Consider the following 24,668-nt stretch of genomic DNA (forward strand, 5'->3'; position numbering starts at 1 on the left):
GCCCATGGGCGGCAGTGCTTATGGCTGACTGGCATTGCAAAATCGGATCTGGCCCGATTTAACACTGGCCCGCTCTAGCAACACGGCGCTTCATCGCCAGACGACTCCCCGGCGCCAAACGGAATGCTGGAACCACAGCCCTCGAACAGCCCGTAGTGGGTGCTGAAATCACCGATAAAGTCAAAGTGCTCGCCCAAGCGGGTGTCTTTGAGCATGCGCCAGGTGTTGCCGCAGACGGGGAATACGCGCCCGGTCTCAATAGCGTGATGGGCGTCGAGATCAAAGCGATGGGGATGGTTGGGGATGGTGCCGCGGTAGATCACCGCCTGGCCGTAGTCCTCACAGGCGGTTTCCAGGTCATCGAGCTTGAACAGCCGGTAGGTGGCGGAATAGAAGCCGATATTGCCGGCCCGGGCGCGCAACTCGGGGTCGGTAATGGCCAGCGGCCGGTCTTCCACCAGCCGTGGGTCGGCGAAGCCACTGGCGTGGGCCAGGCGCAGGAAATCGTTCCAGTAGAGCGCCCCGCCCAGGCATTCACCATAGAGGATGGAGTCCTCGCGCACCGCCGCCGGTACTCGCCGATCGGCGTAGACGTCGGAGAAAAACAGTTCGCCGCCGGGCTTCAACAGGCGCTCCACCCCGCGCAACACAGCCTCCTTGTCCGGTGACAGATTGACCACGCAGTTTGAGACAATCACATCAAAGCTGCCCGGTTCCAGATCCAGTTCATCCAGCTTTTCGATATAACCCTTGAGCAGACGCACATTGGCGAAGCCAAATTTGTCCTCATGCCAGGCCTGGTGTTGCCGGGCCACGGCCAGTTGCTCGTCGGTCATATCCACCCCCACCACTTCGCCGCTGGCCCCCACCAGTTGCGCCAGGGCGTAGACATCGCGGCCGGAGCCGCAACCCAGGTCCAGCACCCGGCAGCCTTCCAGCAGCGGCGGGCACACCAGGCCGCAGCCGTAGTAGCGGCTCAGCACTTCGGGGTGGATATTGGCCAGCAGCGGTTTTAACCAGGCGGGCATGGCGCTGATGTCGCAGCAGGCGGTGGTTTTCAGGTCGGCCGAACTCTGCAGCTGTTTGCCGTAGTAGTCCTGCACCTGGGCGTGGTCTTTTTGCGGTGCGTCTTTTTCAGGTGTTGCGGTTTGATCAAGTGTGGATCCACATTTTTGGTCTTGCATTGCAGTTATCCCATTGAGTTTGCGGTCAGGTTTGAGTAAAAAATTAATATCTCAAGTACGTTTGGCACCTATTTTTGGCAGTAATCCCCGCGCAGGCGGGGATCCATGCTGAACGCCCAAGCGCTCTAGTTTTTTGCATTTAACTTCCAATCGTAATTGAGGAAATCAATATCGAGCTTGCCGGCCTGGAGTTTGGCGGTGGCCGCCGGTGGCAACTCCAGCGCGTCGGCGTAACGCAATAAAAAGTCGGCCAGGCGCTGGTAGCCCTGCCAGCCCTTCTCGAAATCCTCCCGGTACCATTTAAAAATGGAGGAGAGCTCCAGGATGTCGCCGCGCAGGCGATTGCGGCTGCGATCGGCAAGGAAGTTGCGGGTCTGCTCCTGCAGTTGCTGCTCCAGGCGGCTGCCGACATAGGCCTCGGCGCGCAGGGCCGGGCAACCGATACTGGCGCAGTTGACGGCAAAGTGTATGCGCGGCTCGCGGTAGCGGTCGGAGTCGCGAATCAGCTTGTGCTCGATATCGTCCAGGGAGCGGGTTGCACCCAACAGGGGTATAAAGGCCTTGCGCCAGGGCGAGCGGAAAAAACTGCCCAGCTTCTTGATGGACTCGATATCGGGCCAACCGCTGAGGATCAATTCCACCGTCCAGGCGTTGTAGGCGTTGATTAAAAACGCCAATTGCTCTGCCGCCGGCCACTGCTCGAAGCTGGCCGGCGTTACCGCGGACAGCGACTCGAGATAATCCTGCAGCTGGCCGCGATCAGCCTGCATGCCGTTGTAATCCACCCAGGTGGCACGTCCCTGCGTCGCGGTGGTGACATGCTGGCGCAACAAGCCGTCCCAGAGTTGGTGGTCGAATTCCTCAGCCTGTGCCGTCACCGCGGCCAGACAACTCAGTAGTAGCGCTATCAGTAGTCTGTGCACGGGCAGTTCCCCTTCTCCAAGTGTGATATTTTTCCACCCAGGCCAGCAGCTTTTCCGGGGCGTGGGCGCGCTTCCACTCGCCGGCGGCGTACTTGTTGGCCTCGGCCCAGGTGGGGTAGGTGTGAATGGTGCCGAGTATCTTGTTGAGGCCGATGCCCTGCTTCATGGCCAGCACAAACTCGGCCAGCAGGTCGGCGGCGTGTTCGCCGACGATGGTGACCCCGAGGATGCGGTCCTTACCCGGCGCGGTCAGTACTTTGACAAAGCCGTGGGCGGCACCGTCGGCGATGGCACGGTCCAGGTCATCAATGCCGTAGCGGGTCACCTCGACTTCGATATTTTGCTCGCGGGCATCCTGCTCGTTGAGGCCCACCCGCGCCACTTCCGGCTCGATAAAGGTGGCCCAGGGAATCACCCGATAATCGGCCTTGAACTTCTTGAAGGTGCCAAACAGGGCGTTGACCGCGGCGTACCAGGCCTGGTGGGCGGCGGTGTGGGTAAACTGGTAGGGGCCAGCCACATCACCGGCGGCGTAGATGTTCGGGTACAGGGTCTCCAAGTAGTCGTTGGTGGTGACCGTGCGGCTGGTTTCAATGCCCAACTCTTCCAGGCCGTAACCCTTGAGGCGCGCCACCCGGCCCACCGCGCAGATCAGCTGGTCGAAGGCGATGCGCTGTTCCTCACCGTTATGTTCCACCACAATGCACTTCTCTGCATCGCCAACCCCCTCGCAACGCAAAGCCTTGTGGCCGACCAGCACCCGCACCCCGTCCCGCTCCAGCGCCGCCTGGGCCACCGCCGAGACGTCTTCGTCTTCGCGAATCATGATGCGCGGCAGCATTTCGATCTGGGTGACCTCGGAGCCGAGCCGGGCAAAACTTTGCGCCAGCTCACAGCCGATGGGGCCACCGCCGAGCACGACCAGTCGTTTGGGGGCCTCGTCCAGTTGCGCAAACTTGTCCCAGAGGTCGTCACTGGTGACGTAGCCCACCTCGTCGATACCGGGCAGCGGCGGCACAAAGGGCTGCGCCCCGGCGGCAATCACCACACTGCGGGTGGTGAGACGCTGCTTGCCACCGTCGTTGAGATCGATTTCTACGGTCCAGGGGTCAACCAACCGAGCGTAACCCTGCAGCACCTCCACCCCCAGCCCGGTGTAGCGCTCGATGCTGTCGTGGGGCTCAATGGCCCGAATAACATCGTGCACTCTGGCCATGACCTTGCGGAAGGAAAACTTCGGTTGGGCAGCTTCCAGGCCGTAGTGTTCGGCATTGCGCATCTGTTGGGCCAGTTTCGCACTTTTAATCAGAGCCTTGCTCGGCACACAGCCATAGTTGAGGCAGTCGCCACCCATCTTGTGGGCTTCCACCAGCGTCACTTTCGCCTTCACCGCAGCGGCGATATAAGACGCCACCAGGCCACCCGCGCCGGCGCCGATAACGATCAGGTTGCGATCAAAGCTGGCCGGCTTCTGCCAGCGGGCATAGACCCGGCGCGCCTTGACCACGGCAATGATTTTTTTTGCCAGCAGTGGAAAGATGCCCAGCAGAACAAACGACAGGAGCAGCGCCGGCGAGAGAATGCCGGCCAGGCTGTCCAGTTGCGCCAACTGGGTACCGGCGTTGACGTACACCAGGGTACCGGCCAGCATTCCTACTTGGCTGACCCAATAAAAAGTGGCCGCGCGCATGGGGGTCAGGCCCATCAGCAAGTTGATCAGGAAAAACGGGAACACCGGCACCAGGCGCAGGGTGAACAGGTAGAAGGCGCCATCCCGGCGCACCCCTTCATTGATCGCCTTGAGGCGGTCACCGAAGCGAGTCTGCACGGCGTCATGCAGCAGGTAGCGCGATACCAGAAACGCCGCGGTGGCACCGATGCTGCTGGCAAAGGACGCAATCAGTGTGCCCCAGGCAAGGCCGAACAGTGCCCCGGCCACCAGGGTCAGCAGCGCCGCGCCCGGCAGGGACAGGGCGGTAACCAGAATATAGAGCAGGAAAAACACCCCGCCCACCAGCAGCGGGTTAGCGGCACGGCGCTGTTCAAAGTCACCGAGACCAGCCTTGATACCCTCGAAGGTCAGCAACTGGTGCACGTCAAAATAGAAAAAGCTCAACACCAGTGCGGCGATGGCACCGAGCAGTAGAATCCGCTTCATAATGTGTTCCCCGGCGCTGCGCGCCCTGTCTCATAGCATGCTCCGTGCGGTGAATAAATACTTTCGCAGTGCATAGATTGATAGTGCATCGATTGATAGTGCATGGATTGGCAGCAAATAGGTCCGGGCTGACTTAACTCAAATTGAAGCGCGCGACCATGACTGCGCCGGCAATGATTGCGCACGAACATCAAAGCGCACCGCCGCAGCTGCTGCCCTGCCCGGCCGTACAGCCAAAGCAGTGATCCGCCACCTTGATCGCCTTGCCCTCCACGTCCTGCGCCAGCAGGTCGCGCAGGTGCGGGCGCCCCTCTCCGGCCAGTTTCAGATCCAACTGTTGGTTGAAGTCGCAGTCATAGAGGTTGCCGAGCCAATCGACACTGACCAGCGACCGGCACATCACCTGCTCCAGGTTGGCGTCGCTGAAATTGTCATGCAGCAGCTGCATATAGTCGTGAAACTGACCCTTGGAAATCAGGGTGGAGCCAAAGCGCTTGATGGGCATATTGGCGAGAGCAAACAGCTGGTTGAACTCGATGCCGAAATGCTGGCGCAGTTCGCGCTTGTAATCCGCCTCCAGTCCCTCCTGCGCCGGTGGCAGGGACGGCCCCTGGGGGTTGTAAACCAGGTTCAACACCAGGTCACTGCCCGGCATGCCGTAGCCCAGGCTATTGAGCTTTTGCAGGGCAGCAATGCTCTTGTCGAACACCCCGTCGCCGCGCTGCTGGTCAACATTGGCCATGGAGTAGCACGGCAGCGAGGCCACCACTTCCACCTTGTGCGCCGCCAGGAATTCCGCCAGGCCCTCCTGCCCGGGCTCGAACAGGATGGTGAGGTTACAGCGGTCTATGACCTGCACCCCGGCGGCGCTGGCCGCACTGACCAGCTCGCGAAAATTCTCGTGCAGCTCCGGTGCGCCACCGGTAAGATCGAGCTTGCCAATATTGCGCGCTTGCAACACTGGCACAATCAGCTCCAGCGTCTCCCGATCCATCATCTCCGTGCGATTGGGGCCGGCATTGACGTGGCAGTGCAGGCAGCGCTGATTGCAGCGATAGCCCAGGTTGACCTGCAGGGTGTCCGTGCTGCGCCGGCCAATGGCGGGGAATTCGGTGATTTCCAGTAGGGGCAGGGTGGCGTGCATTCAGTACTCCAATTCTAATGTGCTTACTCGATAGATGTGGCAATTGCCGCTTTGTTACAGTTGCGACAAAAGTTATTGCAGCTGGTGCCCCAGAAGCGGCGATGACTATTGGTTAATGACAGACGTGATTAGTTCACATTGGTTCACATCCATATACGCTGCCCTATGTCATTCCCGCACAGCTTGCGGATGGACTTCGAGATGGACACTAATTAGACCCAACGTCAATTAATCTGCAATACTGCCCGTCATCACGGCATTAAGGAACCATGGATTCGTGGATAACGACCAACTTGAATTACTGCGCAACGGTGACCAGGCCCTGTTCGCACAATTGGTGCGCGATCATCATCGCGCCCTTATCGCCCTCGTCACCCCCATCGTCGGTAGCAGTGAAGCCGAGGAAGTCGTGCAAAACGCCTGGGTCAAGGCCCATGGAGCCATCGCCAGCTTCCAGGGCCGGGCCAATATCCGCACCTGGCTCGGCCGCATCGCCATCAACGAGGCGAAAATGCAGCTGCGCGCGCGCAAAAAAGAATTGCTGTTTGCCGACCTCAGCCCGGACCAGGCTCACAGCGATCCCCTGGCCGACAATTTCCGCCCCGGCGGCCAATGGCAACAGCCCCCCGCCAACTGGCATTGCGATTCCCCCGACGCCTTGCTGATGGAGGCGGACCTGGCCGATTGCCTCGCGCGCCTGCTGACCGGTATGCCGGCGAACCAGCGCGCCGTGCTGGAGATGCGTGACAGCAGCGAATTGCCGTTTGATGAAATCTGTAACACTTTGGCCGTTTCTGCATCCAATGCCCGAGTGCTGCTGCACCGGGCGCGGGCCGAGCTATTCAAGCTGGTAAATCACTATCAGGAGACAGGGGAATGCTAATGCAGGAGGCACAGCAATGTTAAAATGCCGCGACCTGGTCGCTGAAGCCGACCTGCTGCTGGCCGGCGAACTGAGCTGGCAGCGACGCCTGGCGATTCGCGTCCATTTGCTGATGTGCCGCCACTGCCGACGCTTTATGCGCCAGTTCAAACTGCTGCTCAGCGCCATTCCCGCCATGCACAAACCCGCCAGTGAGGCCGAGGTGGAGCAGGTCATGCAGCACATTCAGCAACAGGGGGGCAAGCCCCTTGACCAACGCCCGCGCGGGGAATAGATTAGTAGAGATCTGAACGGCGCACCTGCTCGCCGCCAGCACGACCAAATCACTGCATCCAAGACCAACCCACCAACCAGTCAAGGAAGCTGTCATGTCACTACGTATCAACGATCAAGCCCCCAACTTCAAGGCACAAACCACCCAGGGAGAAATCGACTTTCACCAGTGGATCGGCGACGGTTGGGCGGTACTCTTCTCCCACCCGAAAGATTTCACCCCGGTGTGCACCACCGAGCTCGGCTATATGGCCCGTATCCAGCCGGAATTCGACAAGCGCAACACTAAAATTATCGGCTTGAGTATCGATCCGCTGGACGACCACAAACGCTGGCTGAAAGATGTTGAAGAGGTGGGCGGCGCCAAGATCACCTACCCGGTGATTGCCGACACCGACCTCAAGATCGCCAAGCTCTACAATATGTTCGCCGCCGACGAAACCGGCACGGCCGAGGGCCGCACGGCCATGACCAACGCCACGGTGCGCTCGGTATTTGTGATCGGTCCGGACAAGAACATCAAGCTGATGCTGACCTACCCCATGACCACCGGTCGCAACTTCGATGAGATCTTGCGGGTCATCGATTCCATGCAGTTGACCGCCAAACACCAGGTGGCGACCCCGGTAAACTGGCAAGACGGTGAGGATGTGATCATCGTGCCCTCGGTCAGCAACGAAGACGCGGCGAAAAAATACCCGGATGGCTGGGAAACCGTGAAACCCTACCTGCGCAAGGTGAAACAGCCTAAGTAGTTCGCAGATGAATATATTGCCGCACCCCGGCAGGGCGACGCGCGGCAATTGATGGCTTGTACGCTTGTGCAAGCCTCCTGCCGGCAATCGGCAGGGCCCCAATGCGGTTTGACCTCGTTCAAACAAACCCGCTACAATCCGCGCCCTGCATCAGGTGCCTGCTCGACTTTTCCTCGCCCGAAAAGTCTGGAGCAGGTTAAACGGGAAGTGTGGTGCGTCATGGCAACAGCTCGATAGCTCGCGGCCGCCAATGACCAAGCCACCGCTGCCCCCGCAACGGTAACAGAGTGTGTGCAAACCACCCTGGAGCCCGAAACCGGCCTGTTGATCAACCCCCCGGGTTTGATCGCCCCAATGCAGAGTAGCAACGATGAAGCGGAGGGCTTTGTCGGTGGTCAATTGCCGGTTCTGTTCAGGCGCTCGCCACTCATACCCCTCCCTCAATCCTTGTGTTAACCAATCAGATTGAGGACCAAAAAAATGTTGAATTCAAACAGCCCGGCGCGCGCGCCGCGAGCAACCCTGCAGCGCCTGCTGCAACACACCGGCCTGGCCCTAAGCCTGAGTGCCGCCCTGCCCGCTGCTGCCAGCTCCCAATATCAGGAAGTCGTGGTCACCGGCACTCGCACCCCGGTGGCACTGGCCGACTCACTGGCCTCGGTGGCAGTGGTTTCCCGCGCCCGCCTGGAACAGTTGCAAGCCACCGCGCTGACCGATGTTCTGAGCCAGGCCACCAGCCTCGACATCAGCAACAGCGGCGGTGCCGGCTCCCAGACCAGCCTCTATACCCGCGGCACCGCCAACGGCCACACCCTGATTCTGGTGGACGGCCAGCGCATCAGCAGTGCCACTTTGGGCAGCGCCAACGTGCAGTTTCTCAACCCGGACCAGATTGAACGCATCGAGATCGTGCGCGGCTCCCGCTCCAGCCTCTACGGCAGCGATGCCATTGGCGGCGTGGTGCAGATATTCACCCGCGACGGCTCCGCCAGCAGCGGCAGCTATATCAGCGCCGGGGCCGGCAGCCACAACCTCAACAAACTCGCCGCCGGCACCAGCGGCAAGCAGGACAGCCTGCGCTACGGCCTGCACGTCTCACGCCTGCAGACCGATGGCTTCGACAACCTGATCGATGACAACGGCAACAACAGCGATGACGACGGCTACCGCAACCGCTCGGTTAACGCCAGCGTTGGCTATGAGTTTGCCAGCGGTGCCGACATCGCCCTGCGCTACCTGGAAAGCCACAACCGCAACGAATACGACAGTGCCTTTTCCCCCGCCACCGAGCCCTACAGCATCAGCCGTATCCAGAACATCAACCTGCAGGGCAGCCTGCCAATCACCGACTTCTGGACCAGCAGCCTGTCGCTGGGGACAGCCCGGGATGACAGTGACGACAAGGACCGCGTCAGCGGCCTCAATACCGGTGATTTCCGCACCACCCGGGAGCAGCTGTTCTGGCAAAACGACCTCACCCTGGCCGAGGGCCACACCCTGACCCTGGGCTATGACTACTTCGAGGATGAAGTTGAGGCCAGCACCAACTACGCCGAGTCCAGCCGTGACAACGAGGCGCTCTTTGTGCAGTACCAGGGGCAAGTGGCCCGCCTGGATATGCTGGCCGGCTACCGCAAGGACGACAACGAGGCCTTTGGCACCCATGAAACCGCCAACGCCGCCCTCGGCCTGACGCTCAGCGAGCAATACCGCCTGGTGCTGGGCTGGTCAGAAGGCTTTAAAGCCCCGACTTTTAACGATATGTACTGGCCCGCTGGCCCCTTCAGCGCCGGCAACCCCGACCTCGAACCGGAGCAGTCGAAAAACCTCGAACTGTCCCTGCAGGGCAACCACGCGCAACTGGACTGGGCCCTGACCTGGTTCCGCAACGACGTCAAAAACCTGATTGACTGGGCTCCGGGTCCGGATTTCGTCTGGCGCCCCTACAACGTCAGCAAGGCCGAGATCAAAGGCGCAGAGCTTACCTTGGGCGCCAACCTGTGGGACTGGCAGTGGAATCTGGGCTACACCTACGTCGAACCCCTCGACGCCGCCAGCGACAACATGCTGATCAAACGCAGCCGCAACAACCTCAACCTCAGCGCCGACCGTGACTTCGGTGCCCTCAGCCTCGGTATTTCAGTCAAAGCCCAGGACCAGCGCTACAGCAACAGCGACAACAGCCAGCGCCTGGGCGGTTACGCCACCGCCGCCGTACGCCTGGGCTATCGCCTCAGCAGCAACCTGGAAGCCAACCTGAAGCTGCAAAACCTGCTGGACCAGGACTATCGTCTCAACCGCGGCTACAACCAGGACGGCTTTAACTGGCTGGCCAGTGTTACCTATCGGTTGTAGTTCAATAGGCTGTAGTTCAATAGGCTGTAGTTCATTAGGCTGTAGCGAAATAGGCCGCAGTGAAATACCCCGGCAGTGGAATTTCAATGCCGGACCAAGGAACCTGCCACATGACTGACACTCACCACTGCCCGGCACTGCTGATCAGCGCCCCAGCCTCTGGCCAGGGCAAAACCACCCTGGTCGCCGCCCTGGCCCGCTACCATCGGCAGCAGGGGCGGCGAGTGCGGGTATTTAAAACCGGCCCCGATTTCCTCGACCCGAAAATTCACCAACAGGCATCGGGCCACCCGGTCTACCAACTCGACACCTGGCTGGTGGGCGAGGCTCAATGCCGCCAGTTGCTCTACGAGGCCGCTGCCAGCGCCGACCTGATCCTGGTAGAAGGGGTGATGGGGCTGTTTGACGGCACCCCGAGCAGCGCCGACCTGGCACTGAGCTTCGGCCTGCCGGTGGCGGCGGTGATCGATGCCCGCGCCATGGCCCAAACCTTTGGCGCTATCGCCACCGGGCTGGCCGGCTACCGCCCCGAGCTGCAGTTCGCCGGTGTTGTCGCCAACCGGGTCGCCAGCGAGCATCACCAGAATATGCTGCGCGACAGCCTGCCCGCCCATATCCCCTGGCTGGGGGCGGTGCCGCGCAGCGACCAGATCGAGCTGCCGGAACGCCACCTCGGCCTGCACCAGCCGGACAGTATCAGCGGCTTCGACAACCGCCTGGATGCCGCCGCCGAGCTGATTGCGGCCACGCCCCTGGCGCAGCTGCCCGCCGCCGTGCCTTTTACCCCGGCCCCGGCCGCTACCGCCACCGACAAACTGCTGCAGGGCCAGCGCATTGCGGTGGCGCGGGACGCCGCCTTCAGTTTTGTCTATCCGGCGAACCTGCAGCTGCTGCAACAGCTGGGCGCTGAACTGGTGGACTTCTCGCCCCTCAGCGACCCGGAGTTGCCCCCCTGCGACAGCCTCTATCTCCCCGGTGGCTACCCCGAACTGGAACTCGACCCATTGGCCGACAACAGCGCCATGCACGCCTCGATTCAACAGCACCACGCCCGGGGCAAGCCCATTGTCGCCGAGTGTGGCGGTATGCTTTACCTGCTCCAGGCGCTAACCGCCAGCGACGGCCGCTGCCGGCAAATGGTGGGGCTGATTCCCGCCGCCGCAGCCATGCAACCCAAACTCGCCGGGCTCGGCTCACAAGCGGTGCAGTTTGCCGCCGGCGAGTTGCGCGGCCACACCTTTCACTATTCGGCCTTCAACACTGCGCCCCCTATGACACTGCACGCCGTGCGTCACCCCTATGGCACCCAGGGCGAGGGGGTTTACCAGCAAGCGGGGCTGACCGCATCCTATTTGCACTGGTACCTGCCCTCCAACCCGCCGCTCGCCGCCGCCCTGTTCCAGGGGGAGGCGCAATGACCCCTGCCCACCGGAGCGCTCGCCCATGACACAGCCTGCCGCGCCTGAACGCAGCCTTGAACTGATCCTCGGCGGCGCTCGCTCCGGCAAGAGCCGGCTGGCGGAAGAGCGCGCCCGCGCCAGCGGCCAGCAGCTGGTCTATATTGCCACCGCCACTGCTGGTGACGCCGAAATGGCCACCCGCATTCACCACCACCAGGCCCGCCGCGGACCCGAGTGGCAGTTGCTGGAAGCGCCCCTGCAGCTGGCCGCCACCCTGCTGGCCGAGCAGCGCGAAGACCGCTGCCTACTGGTGGACTGCCTGACCCTGTGGCTGAGCAATTGCCTGCACCGGGACTGCTGGCAACAGGAGCGCCAGGCCCTGCTTGACGCGATACCCCAGCTGCGCGGCCGAATCATTTTCGTCAGCAACGAAGTGGGCTCCGGCATCGTGCCGCTGGGGGCATTGAGCCGGGAATTTGCCGACGCCAGTGGTTTTCTGCACCAGCAGCTGGCGCAACTGTGCCAGCGGGTCACCCTTACGGTGGCGGGCCTGCCACTTGAGTTGAAACAGGAGCCGCCGCAACCGGGCAACCAGGCCCCCAATCCCGAGACCGATTGAATGACCACCAATACCTCCCAACCAGATAGCGCCAGGGTCGATATCGAGCCCGGCAGCGACACCCGCGCAGACATCCACACCGATGCCCGCTTCAACTGGCTCACGCAGCCAGTGGCGGCCATTGACCAGCGCGCCCGAGCCGCAGCCCAGCAGCGCCAGCAGCAGCTCACCAAGCCGCCGGGCTCGCTGGGGCGACTGGAGGATATCGCCCTCGACTTCGCCGGCTGGCAGGGCAAGGCCACTCCCGAGCTCAAGCGCTGCAGCGTGCGGATTTTCGCCGCCGATCACGGCGTCGTGGCCGAGGGCGTATCCGCCTTTCCCCAGGCGGTCACCGTGGAGATGATTCGCAATTTTGCCAGCGGCGGGGCGGCCATCTCGGTGCTGAGCCGGCAGCTGGATGCCGACTTCCAGGTGCTCAACCTCGGCACCGCGGCGCCGTTACCGGCCGAGATTCAGCAGCACCCGGCGGTGCTGGACCTGCAGCTGGCCCCGGGTACCGGCAACATCTGCGAGACCGCGGCAATGACCGCGCCCCAGCTCGCAGCCGCCCTGCAAGCCGGAGCCGAGAGCGTCAACAGCGGCAGCGCGCAACTGTTTATCGGCGGCGAAATGGGCATCGGCAATACCACCGCCAGCGCCGCGCTCACAGCCTGCCTGCTCGATGTCAATGCCGAGGACAGTGTCGGCCGCGGCACCGGCGTCGACGACAGCGGCCTGCAGCGCAAATGTGTTGTGGTCGCCCGGGCCTTATCCCTGCACCGACACCACTGCAGCGGCCCGCTGGAAACCCTGCGCTGCCTCGGCGGTCTGGAGATTGCCGCCCTCACCGGTGCCTATATCGCCGCTGCCCAGCGCGGCGTGCCAGTGCTGGTGGACGGCTACATCTGCACCGTGGCGGCCCTGCTCGCCTGTCGTCTCAACCCCGGGGTGCGCCAGTGGCTGCTGTTCGGCCACCGCTCGCTGGAGCCCGGCCACACCCTGCTGCTGCAAGCCCTGGCGGCGGAGCCACTGCTTGACCTGCGGATGCGCCTGGGCGAAGGCAGCGGCGCCGCGGTGGCCGTGCCGCTGCTGCAAAACGCCTGTCGCTTGCACGGGGAGATGGCAACCTTTGCCGAGGCGGGAGTCAGCGTTGCAGACGACTGAGGTGAACGCCGCCCCTGAGGCCCTTGCCGTCACTACGATAGACCTGCTGCGCCACGGCGCCTGCGAGGGTGGAGCTATTTTGCGCGGCCGTACCGATTCTCCGTTGGCCGCCGAAGGTCACCGGCAAATGCAGGCGGCACTGGCACCGCACGGCGGCTGGCAGGCGGTGGTCAGTTCACCGCTGCAGCGCTGCCACAGCTTCGCCACTGACTTCGCCCGGCGCAACGGCCTGCCCCTGCAGCTGGAGCAGGACTGGCAGGAAGTGAATTTTGGCTGCTGGGAGGGCAAGACCCCCGCCGCCATTTACGCCGCGGACCCGGAGCTGGCCGACCGCTACTATCGCCTGCCCGGCAGCGTCACCCCGAGCGGGGCCGAACCCCTCGCCGAAGCCCGCGACCGGATTATGGGCGCGTGGCGCTCACTGTTGCGTTCCCACTGCGGCCAGCACGTGCTGGTGGTTAGCCACGGCGGCGCCATTCGCCTGTTATTGACCGCGCTGCAGAACGCCCCCCTCAGCGCCAGCCAGTTCTTCCAGGTCCCCCACGCATCCCTGACCCGCCTGCAGGTGCACGGCGGCGCTGACGATGCCTTCATGCAGCTGCTGTTCCACGGTCATACCGGGGCCACTGCCAGGGACTGCCACTGATGGCCGAAAGAATGCAACAGCGTATTTACAATGAGTGGCAGGCCCTGCTGTTGGCGCTGGGGTTGCTGACCCGAATTCCCATGCCACTACATAAGGAGCTGGCCCCCGCGACACTGGGCCGCTCGCTGCACTGGTACCCCGCGGTGGGGCTCATCCTCTCGCTGCTGTTACTGCCGCTGGCCTGGTTGCCCCTGCCCGGTTTGCTGCTGGCGGCGCTGCTGCTCTGCGCCTGGGTGGCGGTCACCGGCGCCCTGCACCTCGACGGCCTGGCGGACTGTGCCGACGCCTGGGTGGGTGGCCTCGGTGACCGGCAGCGCACCCTGGATATTATGAAAGATCCGGCCTGCGGCCCCATTGGCGTGGTCGCACTGGTGCTGGTGCTACTGCTCAAATTTACCGCCCTGGCGAGCTTGCTGCTGTTGCCTGCAGCGAGCAGCAGCGGCTGGTGGCTGGTGCCGCTGGCAGCGCGCAGCCTGCTGCCACTGGCCTTCCTCAGCACCCCCTATGTGCGTAGCCAGGGGATGGGCTCAGCCCTGGCCAGCCACGGCCAGCGCCAAACGGTGCTGCTGGCTGCCGGCCTGGCCACAGCGCTGCTGGCACTGCTGTTACCGTGGACATTACTGCTGCTGTGGCTGCTCGGTGGCGCCCTGCTGCAGCTGCTCTGGCGACGCGCCATGCTGCAGCGCCTGGGCGGTTTTACCGGCGACGGAGCCGGCGCCCTGGTGGAGTTGCAGGAGACATTGCTGCTGGTATTGACGGCGGCCTGGTGCAGTGCCAGCGCCCCCAAGCTGGCGCTCGGCCTGTGAGCGGCCTGGTGCTGGTGGCGGCGCTGCTGCTCGACCGCTGGCTGGGGGAATTGCGCCGCTGGCACCCGCTGGTGGGCTACGGGCATCTGGTCAGCCGGGTAGAGGCAGTGCTCTATAAGGACAGCGCCAGTCCGGCGCAACAACTGCTGCGCGGCGGCCTCGGCTGGATCCTGCTGGTGGTTGCGCCAGTGCTTCTCCTCAGCGCTCTACTGGCGCTGCTGCCCACGGCAGCTGCTGCCGTCATCTCGGTGCTCATCCTCTATTTTGCCATCGGCCTGCGCAGCCTCGGCGAGCACGCCCGCGCCGTCGCCAAACCTTTGCGGCGCGGTGACCTGGCCCAGGCGCGGCGACAGCTGGCTATGATCGTCAGCCGCGACACCGCCCAACTTGAAGCGCCGGCCATTACCCGGGCGACCATGGAATCGGTACTGGAAAATGGCAGCGACGCGGTCATCGCGCCCCTGTTCTGGTTTGTCGTGGCTGGCGCCCCCGGCGTGCTGGCCCAGCGTTTGATCAATACCCTGGACGCCCGTTGGGGTTACCGCTCTAGCCGCTTCCTGTATTTCGGCCGGCTGGCGGCGCGCGCCGATGACTTGATCAATTGGCTGCCCGCGCGTCTCACTGCCCTGGCTTACGCCCTGGTCGGACGCTGGCGCCCGGCGTTACAGTGCTGGCGACAACAGGGGGGCCTGACTGCCAGCCCCAATGCCGGGGTAGTCATGGCCGCCGGTGCCGGTGCCCTCGAAGTGCAACTGGGCGGCCCGGCCACTTACCACGGCCAGCAGGAATGGCGCCCGCCGCTGGGCTGTGGCCGCATCGCCCAGGTCTCTACCGCAGGGGATGATATCGACCGCAGCGTCGCCCTGCTGGAGCGCGCCAGCTGGCTGCTGGCGATTCTCTGGCTGGTCCTTGCCACTGTCAGTGCCACTACAGCTACCACTAGCGTTGCCACTCCAACTAGCAGTGCCAGTGCAGCCCCCAGTGCCACCATTGCCAGTGCCAGCCTGCCAGCACTCAGCTCGAACCCCGGAGACTGGTGGTGAAGTTGTCCCACGGCGGGCGCCTGAATGCCGCAGCCCAGGAGTACGGCATCCCGGTTGAGCAGTGGCTGGATTTGTCCACCGGCATCAGCCCCTGGAGCTGGCCGGTGCCAGCGGTGCCGCCGGAGGTGTGGCAGCGGCTGCCGGAAGAAGATGACCAGCTACTGGACTGCGCCGGGGCCTACTACGGCTGCCCGGCAACGCAGCTGCTGGCCATCCCCGGCTCCCAGTTTGCCATTCGCCAACTGCCCGCCCTCGACTGCATCGAGCGCGACGCGGTGGCGCTGCCGGCGCTGGGGTACCAGGAGCATGCGCTGGGCTGGCAGAGCGCCGGCCACCGCCTGTGCTTTTACTGGTCGCTGGAAGAACTGTTCGCGCTGGTGGAACAACAGCAAGTGCGCCACGCGGTAGTGATCAACCCCAACAACCCCAGCGCCGAGCAGGCCGACAGGAGCGATTTGCTGGTGCTGGCGGCCAAACTGGCGGCGGGCGGCGGCCTGTTATTGGTGGATGAAGCCTTTATCGATAGCCGCGCCGAGCACAGCCTGATCGGGGAGCCCGTGGACAACCTGGTGGTGTTGCGCTCGCTGGGCAAGTTCTTTGGCCTGGCGGGCGTGCGGCTCGGTTTTGTCTGGGCTGACAAAAAGATCCTCGCGGCGCTGGCCGCCAGGCTCGACCCCTGGGCGGTCAGCCATCCGGCCCGCTGGATCGGCGCCCGGGCCCTGGCCGCAAGCGACTGGCAGGCTCTCCAGCGGCGGCGCCTGCAGGAGGCCAGCGCCGCCTGGCAGCAACAGCTGGGCCGCTGCCTGCCGGGATTATCACTGCGCGCCACCGAGCTGTTCGTCAGTGCTCGGGTTAGCCCATCCCGCGGTCAGGCGCTAATGGACGCCGCGGCTCGGCACGGCTTGTTGCTGCGCCTGCTGCAGCCCTGGCCCGGCAGCGAGGCCGACAGCAACAGTAAAACCAACGACAGCAAAACCGATAACAGCGGCACGCTTGACTGCAGCAGCGCTCCCGCCCTGTTGCGCTTCGGCCTGCCCCACTGCAGCCAACGGGATCGGGCCGGTGACATCCTTCTGCAACTGGGGCAACATCTGTGAAGCCACTTCAACTGTATTACCCGGTAGGGCGGCAGAGCTGGTTGAGCTCTGGTCTCCTGAGCCCTGACGTCGTAAGCCCTGACCTTGTGAGCCCTCGCCTTGTGAGACCTCGCCTTGTGAGCATCGCTCGGTCATTATTTGCCCGCCTGCGACCCGCCCAATTACAGCTCGACCGCCTGGGCCTGCTTATTGGCAAGCTTCCTCTACTGCGCCTTACTCGGCCACACAATGCCAGGTCAATCCCTGCCCTGCCTGCCCGGCGGCGGTATTTCGCCTTGCTGTGCTTGACCCTGATGTGGCCCGGGCTGCTGCAGGCGGCGGATCCCATCCAGCTCACCGGTGTCGATGGTGAGCAGGTCAGCCTGGCGCAACCGGCGCAGCGCATTCTCAGCCTGGCGCCGCACATCACCGAATCCCTGTTTGCCATCGGCGCCGGCGCGCAGATCGTCGCTACCGTCAGCTACAGCGATTACCCCGCGGCGGCGCTGGAGATTCCCAGGGTGGGTTCCTACGATCGCATCAGCATCGAAGCCGCCGTGGCCAGCGCCCCGGACCTGGTGATCGCCTGGCACAGCGGCAACGGTGGCGACGTGATCGCCCGTTTACGTGCCCTGGGCCTGCAGGTGTTTGTCAGCGAACCCGGCACGCTGGACAGTATCGCCGACAGTCTGCGCCAGTTTGCCCTGCTCAGCGGTCGCCAGCAGCAGGGTGATGCCGCCAGCGAGCAGTTCCAGCGGCGCCTGGCGCAACTGCGCCAGCGCTACTCCGGCCAGGCCACGGTCTCGGTGTTCTACCAGCTGTGGGACCAACCGCTGCTGACCATGAACGACAGCCACCTGATCGCCGATGTAATCCGGCTCTGCGGCGGCCGCAATATTTTCGGCCCGGCCCGCCCCCTGATCCCCGAGGTCGGGGTAGAGTCTGTGTTGCGCGCCGACCCGGAGGTCATCATCGCCAGCGGTATGGGTGAGGAGCGGCCCGAGTGGCTCGACCACTGGCGCCGCTGGCCCACGTTGCAGGCGGTGCAAAAACGCCAGCTGCACTTTGTGCCGCCAAGCCTGCTGCAGCGCCACTCGACCCGCATTCTCGACGGCGCCGACCTGGTCTGCGAACAGTTGCAACAGGCCCGGCTCACTCCTATTGCCAAAGCACAACAAAACCATGACTGAATCCGAGCGAGACAATACCGGCACCGCGAATACCGGCCATGGCGACAAAGATCGAGGTAATACCGGTCGCAGCGATACCTGTGCCGGTAATCCCGACCGATCCGATACCGATGCCGGCAATGCCGACAGAAGCTATTCCGACGATAACTATCCAGACGATAACTATCCAGACGATAACTATCCAGACGAAAACTTACCAGACGGCAACCATCCCGACAAAAGTACGTCCGCCCCTCAATACACCGACCCTGGCAGCCAGCCCGGCTTTTACAACGTGCTGTTCAATCGCCGCGATGTGCGCGGCGAATTCCTGCCCGACCCGGTGGCAGAGGAAAAGCTGGCGCGTATTCTTTACGCCGCCCACCACGCGCCATCGGTGGGCCTGTCGCAACCCTGGAACTTTATCGTGGTGCGCCAACCAGCCACCAAGCAACGGGTGCACCAGGCCTTTGCTCGCGCCCACGAACGTGAGGCGCAACAGTTTAGCGGCGAGCGCCAGCAGCAGTATCGGCGCCTGCGCTTGCAGGGCATTGTCGATGCGCCGCTGAACCTGCTGGTGACCTGTAATCGCAGTCACGACGGAGCGGTGGTGCTGGGCAAGACCCAGCAACCGCAAACCGATCTCTACAGCACGGTCTGCGCCATCCAGAATTTGTGGCTGGCGGCCCGCGCCGAACAACTCGGCCTCGGTTGGGTCTCGATTATCGACCCGGAAGAGTTGCGCGAACTGTTCGGGCTACCCGAGGCGGTGGAGCCGGTGGCCTACCTGTGCCTGGGCTATGTGCAATACTTTTACCGCGAACCGGAACTGCAAGCCCGGCAGTGGAGCCGGCGCTTACCGCTGGAGCAATTGGTGTTCGAGGAACACTGGGGGCAGCAGGATGATACGGACTCACTGCGCAGGGCGCTGGTTGAGCAGCGGGGTTTTCCGGGCCAGCATCCGCCGCCGGAACAGGGCTTGCCATCGGAACAGGGCTTGACACCGAAACAGGGATTGAAATCGGAGCAGTAGTTGACGCCGACACCAGTCTCGCCGCCCGATCCGGATTAACCGGCGGCCGCGCTATTGTTCTGCCGTAACTGTTCTGCCGTAACTGTTCTGCCGTAACTGTTCTGCCGCAATTGTTCTGCCGCAACCGGATTGAACGGCGGCTCACAATAAAACCAGATCCAGTTGGCAGGCAGTTGCCGGTTCCGCTCAGGAACTAACCTCCTCATTCTGGTCGCCTTCGGGCTCTACCCGGACCGGATCGCCGACCCGGATCACACCGTCCTCAATAATGCGCGCGCAGAGCCCGCCGATGCCGCGCATGGCATTAAAGCCGCCCGGCCCCAGCGCGGCCTCCATACGCGAACAGGGGTGGCATTGACCCGCCCCTTCCAACAGCACTTGGCCGATGCGAAAGCGACGCCCGCTCAAAGCGTGCAAGCTGATACCCCGCACCACCAGGTTGCGCCGCAGCAGGGCCGGATCCAGTGTTTCGCGGTGCAACAGGGAGGCCAACACCGGCAGGTTTTCCGCCTGGAACAGGGTAATCTGGCGCTTGCTGTCCAGCCGTCCCTTGAAGCGATCGCCGACCAACCCCTCGCCGCGCCGCACCTGGGCCGCGGCCACGCTCTGCATGGGTACATCCCGGGCCGGTCGCACCAGTATCTGCTCCAGCGTGCCCTGCTGTGGCAAAGTCGCCAGCAATTTCGCCATTTGACCGCGCATCGTATCTCCCTAAAACCAGACGTTTTCAAAGCCGATATTCTCAAGCCAGTGTCCGCCCCCCAAAAACGCTATCTATGTTACCCCGCGCAGGCGGCGTCCCGGGACCCAGCAAAAGTTTGAAACCTGTAGATTCCCGCCTTCGCGGGCATGGCAGTAAATTGGTATTTTCGTGATTTCTTGACGGACGTTTGCCAGGCACTTCCAGACCTGACATTTCCACGCAGCGCTCAGAATCAACTGGTCCGCCTGGCATAAATCAACGTTCAATAAACTATTACACTTGACCACAAACCATCGCTTCGCGCCAACAAACATGACAGCTGACGACAGGCCTTAACACAGGGTTGTAAACAGCTTTACCCTCACTTCGATTTAGACTAAGGCGATGCTTGCACCCAAAATTTATAGCTCCTAGGCTGGAAAGGATCAACAGCAGTCGTTAACAGCGGCAGGTTTATTACTGTTGAGCTATAGGAAATATTAGTCACAAGTGAATCAACAATAATCAAGGAGAATTATCATGCAAAAGATAACATTCTGGGCCGCCACCTGCGCCGCCCTGTTACTGCTATCCAGCTCTGCCTTTGCCGACCGGGTCATGAAGTTCGAAGCGTTCCTGTCCGGAGCGCAAGAAGCTGTATTCGACGGTGAGACGTTTGTCCCGGGTGGTACCGATACGGCCGCGAGTGGCAGTTTACGGGTTCGCTTTGCCGCCGACCTGTCCTCGGTGGTAGTGGTATTGCGTATCAGCAACCTGACCGGTACTTTCTCCGGCGCGCACCTGCACTGCGGCCTGCCCGGTACTAATGGTCCGGTGGCCTTTGGCATGGTCAGCCCCGGCCCATTGGCCTTTGATGGCGCCGAAGTGCGAGGCCGGTTGACCAACAGTGACTTTACCGGCTCCGACTGCAGCAGCGTTATCGGCATTCCGGTGAACAATATCGCCGCCCTGGCATTTGCTATGGAACAGGGCCTGATTTACGTCAATGTTCACAGCAGCACGTTTGGTGGTGGTGAGATACGCGGCCAGGTTTTCGAGCAGGATTAATTGCGGCATAACCTAAACCAGGGGCAGTAAAAAAGCGGAGCCTGAGTGCCCTGACACAGGGTGTTGCCTATTGGTTCTGCACTGCCCCTAACAGGATTTTTCCCGTAACGTTTCGAACGGAGGTGTAACAAACCGCGAACTCCTGCATCCAAGCCACAGATGCTGTACCACCCAACAGGAGTCAACAATGAACAACAAATCCATCAAAACCGCTATCGGCCTCGCTTTTGTATCCACCAGCCTGGTCGCCCCCATCGCTGCCCACGCCGGCAATCCTTTCGCCCTGAACGACATCGGCAGCGGCTACCAGGTGGCCAGCAGTCATGCAGAAGGTAAATGCGGTGAAGGCAAATGTGGCGAAGGTAATGCCAAAAAATCCGCCGAGGGCAAGTGCGGTGAAGGTAAATGCGGTGAAGGCAAGGCCGAGAAGTCCGCCGAGGGTAAATGTGGCGAGGGCAAGTGCGGCGAAGGCAAGGCCAAAAAATCCGCCGAGGGCAAGTGCGGCGAAGGGAAATGCGGTGAAGGTAAAGCCGAGAAGTCCGCCGAGGGTAAATGTGGCGAAGGCAAGTGTGGCGAAGGACGCAAATAAATCGCGCTGCCTAGTGACCACAGTTGATAGCCGGCTGCCGTCACTTGCCGCTAGCAATTAGCCCATCGGGTTGATTGGTTGTCAGTGGCAAGTGGCGGCTTTTCTGTAGTTTTTCAGTGGTACCGCTAACCTTCAACCGGCAACCGCCGCTCGCACCGATTGTGCCAATTCTGCAATCAAGGCCCGCTGTTGCTGTACCGCGTGCAGGTAGCCATCGTCGGTCAGTGTGCGACTAAATTGAAACTGCCGGGACACTACCAGCTCGCCCTTTTGAAACAGCCAGAACTTGCCCACCAGCAGTGCCCGGGAATCCTCGGTGGCGGTAAAGTTATCGATCTGCAGCAGCAATTCCCGCTGCGCCGGCCTGGCCGCCGGTTCATCTTCAAGCAATAACTGTATGCCACCCGATTCGGACAGATCCCGTGCCAGCGCTCGCTTGAAGCCTTGCTCCAGCGGTTCCGCCCAGACGTGCTGACTGGCGTAATAAATACTGTGATCACCGCGCAGCAAGGTCATATTGGCCTGCGCCAGGTAGCGCGCCAGCTTGATACCCTGCAACCTGATGCTAATGCCGCTGTCGGCGGCGGTTTTATTACTGGCTTGGTCTTCGGGAGGGCCCCCGGCCGTACCTTCAATTATGTTCCCAGCCGTACCCTCAATTATGTCATCGGCCGTACCCTCAACTATGTCATCGGCCGCGGCGCCGGTATCCAGCACATAGTATTGCAGCGGCTGCGGCGCGCTGGCACAGGCACTCAGCAACAGGGCCGTCACCAGCAGTAGAAAAAATGATTTCATGGGCGCTTCCTGTCGATGGGTTTTAACCCGTTTATCTGTTTTGACCGGTTCATTTGTTGTGGTCCGCTCATCTGTTTTGGCCCGTTCCTCTATTGAGGCCCGTTCTTACGTCGTGCTCGGCTAAGGCGATTTTGCTTTCGGCTGCATATCGTCCTTCTGCTCGGCACCGAACACCAGGCTGTTGGGGCGCTGGTTGAGGCGCAACAACAGCGGTTGCAGTTCCTGCAAGCGGGCATTGAGGGTCTCCACCAGGGCCATAATCTCACCGTGACCGCTGGAGCCCGAGGCGTAACCTGCTGCCAGGCCGGAGAAGGATTCCAGCGCCTCGTTCAAATTGCCCAGCAGTTGCTCCTGCTCGGCCTTGTTAAACCACTGCTGTAATTGTTCGGTAAGCTGTTTGGTGGAGGCGGCGGTTTCGTTAAACTCCCGGGCAGTGACGGAGATATCCTCCAGGGTACCCTCCAGCGGCAGGTCGTTGAGCTTATCCAGCAGGGCCTCAATCTTGTAGGTCAGCTGGCTGATCTCGCCGGGCCGGGTCGGTATTACCGGGCGGCCGTCGAAGTGGACAATTTCCTCGGTTGATTCATCCTCGTAGTGCTGCAGCTCCACTAACAGTTTGCCGGTCAGCAGGCTGCCGGTTTTTAACTGCGCCCGCAGGCCACCCTTGATCCAAAGTTCGGTCTGCTCCCTGATGCGCTGCTCGCCGGCTTTGCTGTCGGCATAGCCAGCCTTGGCCGGCTCCAGCGAAACCAGAACCGGGATGCGGTAATCATCGAGCATGACCATGCCGTCGGCGCGGGAGGCAAAGTTAATCGCCAGCACCTCGCCCATCTTGATGCCGCGATACTCCACTGGCGCCCCCACCTGCAGGCCGCGCACCGAATCATCGATCAGCAATACGTATTCCACCGCGTGCTTATAGCGCGGACTGGAAGCGGCGGCGTAGTCCGGGTGAATGGGGAAATAGCTGCCCTCTGTCGCTGGAGTGCCGTCCGCATTGCCCTCCGGTACCCCAAAGGTGACACTATTGGTCAACAGCGATTGCAGGCTGGCGGTCTGCACACTGATGCCATCGGTGGTCAGGTCAATGCGAATGCCGCTGACGTTCCAGAAACGGGTATTGTCGGTAATCAGGCGGTGATACGGCGCCTTGATAAAGGTCTGGTAGTACACCACCCGCTCGTCGACGTTAAAGTCGACCTCTTCGATCTGCCCCACCACCAGCCCGCGGTAGACCACCGCGTCACCCACCGAGTAGGCGACCGGACCGGCACTGCTCAGTACGATGGGCATGCCGGGGGTGTTGGAGGGGGTCACTGGCGGCTCGTTGAGGCCGACAAACGTGTACCGCCTGGCTTTGGCCTGGCCCGGAGCCAATTCGATATAGACCCCCGACAACAGGGTATTGAGACCGGACACACCGCTGAGGCCGATGCGTGGTGACACGATCCAGAACTGGGTATCGGCACGCAGCAGGCGCTCCGCTTCGCGGTCAATACGCACCTCCACCAGCACGCTTTCGTCATCCCCGGATAGGGTAATATTTTCTACCTGGCCCACTTCCACATCCCGGGTGCGAATGCGGGTCTTGCCCGCCTCCAGCCCGGCGGCGGAGTTAAAAGAGATAGTGATCAACGGGCCCTGGTCACGCCACTGTTCAAACAGCATCCAGCCACCAATGGCCAGTGCCACCAGCGGCAGCAGCCAGATGACCGACCAGTTACTGTCGCGGCTGACTACTGCGGCGCGCGCTTGCTCGTCACGGTCACTGTCGCTCATGCTTATTCGGATTCCAAATCAGGTGCTGGTCAAAGGTGATTGCTGCCAGCATGGTCAGCACCACCACGCCGCAAAATGCCAGGGCGGCGGGCCCCGGATAGACACTCAAAGTATTGCCCAAGTGTATCAGGCTGACCAGCAGTGCGACCACGTAAACATCGACCATGGACCAGCGACCGACCAACTCGGTGAGGCGATACATCAACATGCGCTCGCCCGGCATGCGCCGCACCCCCGTGTGCACCGTGTAGTTGAGCCAGGCCAGTAACAGGATCTTGGCCAGCGGCACAAATACACTGGCGGTAAAAATGATAATGGCGATGGGATAGGAGCCGTGCTCCCACAGCTGGATCACGCCGCCCATAATGGTGCTGGGGTTGTCGTAACCGAGGATACGGGTGGTCATAATCGGCATCATGCTGGCGGGCACATACAGCACACAGGCAGTAGCCAGCAACGCCCAGGTTTGCTGGCCACTGAGGCGGTGACCGCGATGGTGGAACGGTGGCAAACCCAACCGCAAGCGCATTTGCTGCTGGTCGTGGTAGTAGAGAGTGGCCACCATGCAGAGGGCAAACAGGACGAAGGCATAGAAGGAGCGGCCAATGCCGATATCCGCCATGGAGGCGATCTTGAACAGGCTTACCAGTACCCCGATCAGGAATATTTCCGCCATTCCCCAGGGGATCAGGCCGTGAATGATACGGTACACCCGCGCAGCGCCGGCGGGCACTGGCCGCCCCAGCACCTGGGGCAGCAGCAAGTAGATGAGCCCGCACAGAATCATGGCCGGGATCAGGAAGATGGTGACGAACTGGATCAACGCCAGCAGCCAAAAGTCCTCTTCGATCAGGCGGGTGACGGTACCGGGCAGGTTGAGGCTATCCTCCTGCCCCTGCACCCGAAAACTGAGAAAATCAAAGGGCACGGAGGCCAGCAGGAAAATCATGCCGGCCACGGCAAAGGCCAGCACATAATCGGTGCCAGAGCGGTGGAAACGGGTCAGTGCCGCACCGCAGCGAGGGCAGTGCGCCGTCTGCCCGTGGTTCAACTCGGGCACATTCACCGGCAGGTCACAGAGGTGACAATCGGTGCGGAAACGAGGGCTTAGCTGTGGCACAGGTGTCGATTCCCCGAGGGCA

23 protein-coding genes and 1 riboswitch are annotated in these 24,668 nt (G+C 62.2%); of the genes, 15 read left to right on the forward strand and 8 right to left on the reverse strand.

The features are described 5' to 3' along the window. Window positions 1-74: 74 nt before the first annotated feature. The 4 genes from G8764_RS08060 to arsS form a co-directional block, all read right to left on the reverse strand. On the reverse strand, window positions 75-1,184 hold the full coding sequence (locus G8764_RS08060; RefSeq protein ID WP_166163934.1) for a methyltransferase domain-containing protein: 1,110 nt from the start codon (window positions 1,182-1,184) through the stop codon (window positions 75-77). 125 nt (window positions 1,185-1,309) lie between these two features. Continuing rightward, complete coding sequence (locus G8764_RS08065) at window positions 1,310-2,107, reverse strand: DUF547 domain-containing protein (protein ID WP_166163936.1); 798 nt, start codon at window positions 2,105-2,107, stop codon at window positions 1,310-1,312. After that, window positions 2,046-4,265, reverse strand: coding sequence for an FAD-dependent oxidoreductase (locus G8764_RS08070; RefSeq protein ID WP_166163938.1), 2,220 nt, complete (start codon window positions 4,263-4,265; stop codon window positions 2,046-2,048). Before G8764_RS08070 ends, G8764_RS08065 begins: the two co-directional genes overlap by 62 nt. A gap of 190 nt (window positions 4,266-4,455) precedes the next feature. Next, window positions 4,456-5,409 carry an arsenosugar biosynthesis radical SAM (seleno)protein ArsS gene (gene arsS, locus G8764_RS08075; RefSeq protein ID WP_166163940.1) on the reverse strand — a complete coding sequence of 318 codons (954 nt, stop codon included), beginning with the start codon at window positions 5,407-5,409 and terminating at the stop codon, window positions 4,456-4,458. 277 nt (window positions 5,410-5,686) lie between these two features. On the opposite strand from arsS, the gene G8764_RS08080 reads away from it, so the two are divergent. The 13 genes from G8764_RS08080 to bluB all read left to right on the forward strand — a co-directional run bounded on the left by G8764_RS08080 (window position 5,687) and on the right by bluB (window position 18,610). Beyond that, complete coding sequence (locus G8764_RS08080) at window positions 5,687-6,292, forward strand: sigma-70 family RNA polymerase sigma factor (protein ID WP_166163942.1); 606 nt, start codon at window positions 5,687-5,689, stop codon at window positions 6,290-6,292. A 16-nt stretch (window positions 6,293-6,308) separates the two neighbouring features. After that, window positions 6,309-6,566 carry a zf-HC2 domain-containing protein gene (locus tag G8764_RS08085; RefSeq protein WP_166163944.1) on the forward strand — a complete coding sequence of 86 codons (258 nt, stop codon included), beginning with the start codon at window positions 6,309-6,311 and terminating at the stop codon, window positions 6,564-6,566. Window positions 6,567-6,660: 94 nt separating this feature from the next. Beyond that, complete coding sequence (locus G8764_RS08090) at window positions 6,661-7,320, forward strand: peroxiredoxin (protein ID WP_166163946.1); 660 nt, start codon at window positions 6,661-6,663, stop codon at window positions 7,318-7,320. Between the two features lie 135 nt (window positions 7,321-7,455). Beyond that, a riboswitch (cobalamin riboswitch) is annotated at window positions 7,456-7,659 on the forward strand. A gap of 141 nt (window positions 7,660-7,800) precedes the next feature. Continuing rightward, window positions 7,801-9,675: a TonB-dependent receptor domain-containing protein gene (locus G8764_RS08095; RefSeq protein ID WP_166163948.1), complete on the forward strand. Its 1,875-nt coding sequence runs from the start codon at window positions 7,801-7,803 to the stop codon at window positions 9,673-9,675. Between the two features lie 110 nt (window positions 9,676-9,785). Further along, window positions 9,786-11,093: a cobyrinic acid a,c-diamide synthase CobB gene (locus tag G8764_RS08100; protein ID WP_166163950.1), complete on the forward strand. Its 1,308-nt coding sequence runs from the start codon at window positions 9,786-9,788 to the stop codon at window positions 11,091-11,093. Between the two features lie 25 nt (window positions 11,094-11,118). Further along, entirely contained in the window at window positions 11,119-11,694 is a 576-nt protein-coding gene (gene cobU / locus G8764_RS08105; RefSeq protein WP_166163952.1) for a bifunctional adenosylcobinamide kinase/adenosylcobinamide-phosphate guanylyltransferase, read from the forward strand. Further along, window positions 11,695-12,837: a nicotinate-nucleotide--dimethylbenzimidazole phosphoribosyltransferase gene (gene cobT / locus G8764_RS08110; RefSeq protein ID WP_166163954.1), complete on the forward strand. Its 1,143-nt coding sequence runs from the start codon at window positions 11,695-11,697 to the stop codon at window positions 12,835-12,837. It begins immediately after the preceding gene. Next, complete coding sequence (locus G8764_RS08115) at window positions 12,824-13,483, forward strand: histidine phosphatase family protein (protein WP_166163956.1); 660 nt, start codon at window positions 12,824-12,826, stop codon at window positions 13,481-13,483. Before cobT ends, G8764_RS08115 begins: the two co-directional genes overlap by 14 nt. Then, the gene (locus G8764_RS08120; RefSeq protein ID WP_207951757.1) at window positions 13,483-14,289 is read left to right on the forward strand and encodes an adenosylcobinamide-GDP ribazoletransferase; all 807 of its coding nucleotides are present in this window, start codon (window positions 13,483-13,485) and stop codon (window positions 14,287-14,289) included. Before G8764_RS08115 ends, G8764_RS08120 begins: the two co-directional genes overlap by 1 nt. Further along, window positions 14,286-15,332, forward strand: a complete 1,047-nt coding sequence (gene cbiB / locus G8764_RS08125) for an adenosylcobinamide-phosphate synthase CbiB (RefSeq protein WP_166163958.1) — start codon at window positions 14,286-14,288, stop codon at window positions 15,330-15,332. The genes G8764_RS08120 and cbiB overlap by 4 nt, the downstream gene beginning before the upstream one ends. Continuing rightward, window positions 15,329-16,429: an aminotransferase class I/II-fold pyridoxal phosphate-dependent enzyme gene (locus tag G8764_RS08130; protein ID WP_166163960.1), complete on the forward strand. Its 1,101-nt coding sequence runs from the start codon at window positions 15,329-15,331 to the stop codon at window positions 16,427-16,429. The genes cbiB and G8764_RS08130 overlap by 4 nt, the downstream gene beginning before the upstream one ends. A 275-nt stretch (window positions 16,430-16,704) precedes the next feature. Next, on the forward strand, window positions 16,705-17,598 hold the full coding sequence (locus G8764_RS08135; protein WP_243748660.1) for a cobalamin-binding protein: 894 nt from the start codon (window positions 16,705-16,707) through the stop codon (window positions 17,596-17,598). Continuing rightward, on the forward strand, window positions 17,591-18,610 hold the full coding sequence (bluB, locus tag G8764_RS08140; RefSeq protein ID WP_166163962.1) for a 5,6-dimethylbenzimidazole synthase: 1,020 nt from the start codon (window positions 17,591-17,593) through the stop codon (window positions 18,608-18,610). Before G8764_RS08135 ends, bluB begins: the two co-directional genes overlap by 8 nt. A gap of 186 nt (window positions 18,611-18,796) precedes the next feature. Here bluB and G8764_RS08145 read toward each other — a convergent pair whose 3' ends face one another. Continuing rightward, on the reverse strand, window positions 18,797-19,312 hold the full coding sequence (locus G8764_RS08145; RefSeq protein WP_166163964.1) for an MOSC domain-containing protein: 516 nt from the start codon (window positions 19,310-19,312) through the stop codon (window positions 18,797-18,799). Window positions 19,313-19,832: 520 nt separating this feature from the next. On the opposite strand from G8764_RS08145, the gene G8764_RS08150 reads away from it, so the two are divergent. Together G8764_RS08150 and G8764_RS08155 are read left to right on the forward strand one after the other, a co-directional pair. Then, complete coding sequence (locus G8764_RS08150; RefSeq protein WP_166163966.1) at window positions 19,833-20,360, forward strand: CHRD domain-containing protein; 528 nt, start codon at window positions 19,833-19,835, stop codon at window positions 20,358-20,360. 187 nt (window positions 20,361-20,547) lie between these two features. Further along, window positions 20,548-20,949 (forward strand): HvfA family oxazolone/thioamide-modified RiPP metallophore, encoded by a 402-nt coding sequence (locus tag G8764_RS08155; RefSeq protein ID WP_166163968.1) that lies wholly within the window; start codon window positions 20,548-20,550, stop codon window positions 20,947-20,949. Between the two features lie 132 nt (window positions 20,950-21,081). On the opposite strand, the gene G8764_RS08160 is transcribed toward G8764_RS08155, so the two are convergent. From G8764_RS08160 to G8764_RS08170, 3 genes are all read right to left on the reverse strand, one after another. Further along, the gene (locus G8764_RS08160) at window positions 21,082-21,747 is read right to left on the reverse strand and encodes a PqiC family protein (RefSeq protein ID WP_166163970.1); all 666 of its coding nucleotides are present in this window, start codon (window positions 21,745-21,747) and stop codon (window positions 21,082-21,084) included. Window positions 21,748-21,867: 120 nt separating this feature from the next. Continuing rightward, window positions 21,868-23,526, reverse strand: coding sequence for an intermembrane transport protein PqiB (gene pqiB, locus G8764_RS08165; protein WP_166163972.1), 1,659 nt, complete (start codon window positions 23,524-23,526; stop codon window positions 21,868-21,870). Then, a complete protein-coding gene (locus tag G8764_RS08170; protein ID WP_166163974.1) occupies window positions 23,513-24,646 on the reverse strand; it encodes a paraquat-inducible protein A in 1,134 nt (377 codons plus the stop codon). The genes pqiB and G8764_RS08170 overlap by 14 nt, the downstream gene beginning before the upstream one ends. Window positions 24,647-24,668: the final 22 nt, after the last annotated feature.

The organism is Pseudomaricurvus alcaniphilus (genome assembly GCF_011440395.1).
Lineage (GTDB): Bacteria > Pseudomonadota > Gammaproteobacteria > Pseudomonadales > Cellvibrionaceae > Pseudomaricurvus > Pseudomaricurvus alcaniphilus.

Coding starts and splice junctions, on each gene's coding strand:
- cobU (WP_166163952.1), top strand. CDS start 11,119: ATGACACAGCCTGCCGCGCCTGAACGCAGCCTTGAACTGATCCTCGGC.
- bluB (WP_166163962.1), top strand. CDS start 17,591: ATGACTGAATCCGAGCGAGACAATACCGGCACCGCGAATACCGGCCAT.
- pqiB (WP_166163972.1), bottom strand. CDS start 23,526: ATGAGCGACAGTGACCGTGACGAGCAAGCGCGCGCCGCAGTAGTCAGC.
- G8764_RS08090 (WP_166163946.1), top strand. CDS start 6,661: ATGTCACTACGTATCAACGATCAAGCCCCCAACTTCAAGGCACAAACC.
- arsS (WP_166163940.1), bottom strand. CDS start 5,409: ATGCACGCCACCCTGCCCCTACTGGAAATCACCGAATTCCCCGCCATT.
- G8764_RS08070 (WP_166163938.1), bottom strand. CDS start 4,265: ATGAAGCGGATTCTACTGCTCGGTGCCATCGCCGCACTGGTGTTGAGC.
- G8764_RS08150 (WP_166163966.1), top strand. CDS start 19,833: ATGCAAAAGATAACATTCTGGGCCGCCACCTGCGCCGCCCTGTTACTG.
- G8764_RS08120 (WP_207951757.1), top strand. CDS start 13,483: ATGGCCGAAAGAATGCAACAGCGTATTTACAATGAGTGGCAGGCCCTG.
- G8764_RS08085 (WP_166163944.1), top strand. CDS start 6,309: ATGTTAAAATGCCGCGACCTGGTCGCTGAAGCCGACCTGCTGCTGGCC.
- G8764_RS08060 (WP_166163934.1), bottom strand. CDS start 1,184: ATGCAAGACCAAAAATGTGGATCCACACTTGATCAAACCGCAACACCT.
- G8764_RS08145 (WP_166163964.1), bottom strand. CDS start 19,312: ATGCGCGGTCAAATGGCGAAATTGCTGGCGACTTTGCCACAGCAGGGC.
- G8764_RS08100 (WP_166163950.1), top strand. CDS start 9,786: ATGACTGACACTCACCACTGCCCGGCACTGCTGATCAGCGCCCCAGCC.
- G8764_RS08095 (WP_166163948.1), top strand. CDS start 7,801: ATGTTGAATTCAAACAGCCCGGCGCGCGCGCCGCGAGCAACCCTGCAG.
- G8764_RS08155 (WP_166163968.1), top strand. CDS start 20,548: ATGAACAACAAATCCATCAAAACCGCTATCGGCCTCGCTTTTGTATCC.
- G8764_RS08160 (WP_166163970.1), bottom strand. CDS start 21,747: ATGAAATCATTTTTTCTACTGCTGGTGACGGCCCTGTTGCTGAGTGCC.
- cobT (WP_166163954.1), top strand. CDS start 11,695: ATGACCACCAATACCTCCCAACCAGATAGCGCCAGGGTCGATATCGAG.